1 protein-coding gene is annotated in these 1,274 nt (G+C 50.7%); it reads left to right on the forward strand.

What is annotated here, in order from left to right; translation table 11 throughout:
- Positions 1-28: 28 nt before the first annotated feature.
- Positions 29-1,274: magnesium transporter (gene mgtE, locus R7F67_RS24255; protein WP_318057468.1), on the forward strand; the 1,246-nt coding region annotated here is incomplete at its 3' end.

Genomic DNA, 1,274 nt, shown 5'->3' on the forward strand with positions numbered 1-1,274 from the left:
TGTAAATATCAGGAATTGGGAGGAACGAATGGCAGAGCAAATAGAATTCGACCAAGCTCACCAAGCCCTCCAAGAAGTCACAGAAGCGCTGGAAAACGGCCGCTTCGTCCATGTTCGTCGTCAGCTTCAGGACATGGAACCTGAGGATATCGCTCACCTTTTAGAAGCATCCCCACGTAAAAGCCGTGAAGTTCTTTGGCAACTTACCGACCCCGAAGATTACGGTGAAATTCTTGACGAACTAAACGAAGACGTTAAAGACAGTCTTGTATCAAAAATGGCTCCCGAAGACCTTGCAGAGGCGACGGAAGGCATGGATACCGATGACGTAGCATACGTCCTACGTAGTTTGCCAGATGATCTTTCCCGTGAAGTTCTCTCCCAAATGGATTCAGCAGATCGTGCTCGCGTCGAGACGGCACTGTCTTATCCTGAAGACACCGCTGGTGGGTTGATGAACACGGACGTTATCACGACTCGTGGTGACGTTGATGTTGACGTAGTGCTGCGTTATGTGCGTATGAAGGGCGATCTGCCTGAAGCCACCGAGGCGCTCTACGCGATTGATGACGAGAGCAAACTGATTGGCGAACTCCCAATCACGACACTTATTACGACCCAACCCGACGTAAAAATTATCGACGTCATGGAAGATGCTGACGATGCGATTACCGTTGACACCAGTGACTCAGACGTTGCTAGCCTGTTTGAACGTCGTAATTGGGTGTCAGCACCCGTAGTGGATGAAAACCAGCACCTTGTCGGTCGTATCACCATCGATGACGTGGTTGACGTTATTCGTGAAGACGCCGAACACTCAATGATGAGTATGGCGGGTATGGACGATGACGAAGATACCTTCGCTCCCGTCTTCAAATCCGCGCGTAAACGAAGTGTTTGGCTCGGAGCCAATGTCCTAGCGGCATTAGCTGCTGCTTCGGTTTCCAACATGTTTGAAGCCACTCTGGACCAAATGGCGGCAATTGCGGTCTTGATGACCATCGTGCCATCCATGGGTGGTGTTGCAGGTAATCAAACCGTTGCACTGGTTATTCGTGGCCTTGCTTTAGGTCATATCGGTGATTCGAACAAACGTGAACTGTTGATGAAAGAAGCCGCGATCGGTTTGCTTAACGGCATCATGTGGGCGTTGATCATCGGTGGTATCGTTGTGGTTTGGAAAGGTAACTGGATGCTCGGAGGTATCATCTCTGCCGCCATGTTGACCAACCTGTTCGTCGCCGGGGTTGCAGGGGTAACCATCCCTGTCCTTC

Origin of the sequence: Vibrio sp. YT-17 (assembly GCF_033337375.1) — a bacterium.
GTDB lineage: Bacteria > Pseudomonadota > Gammaproteobacteria > Enterobacterales > Vibrionaceae > Vibrio > Vibrio alginolyticus.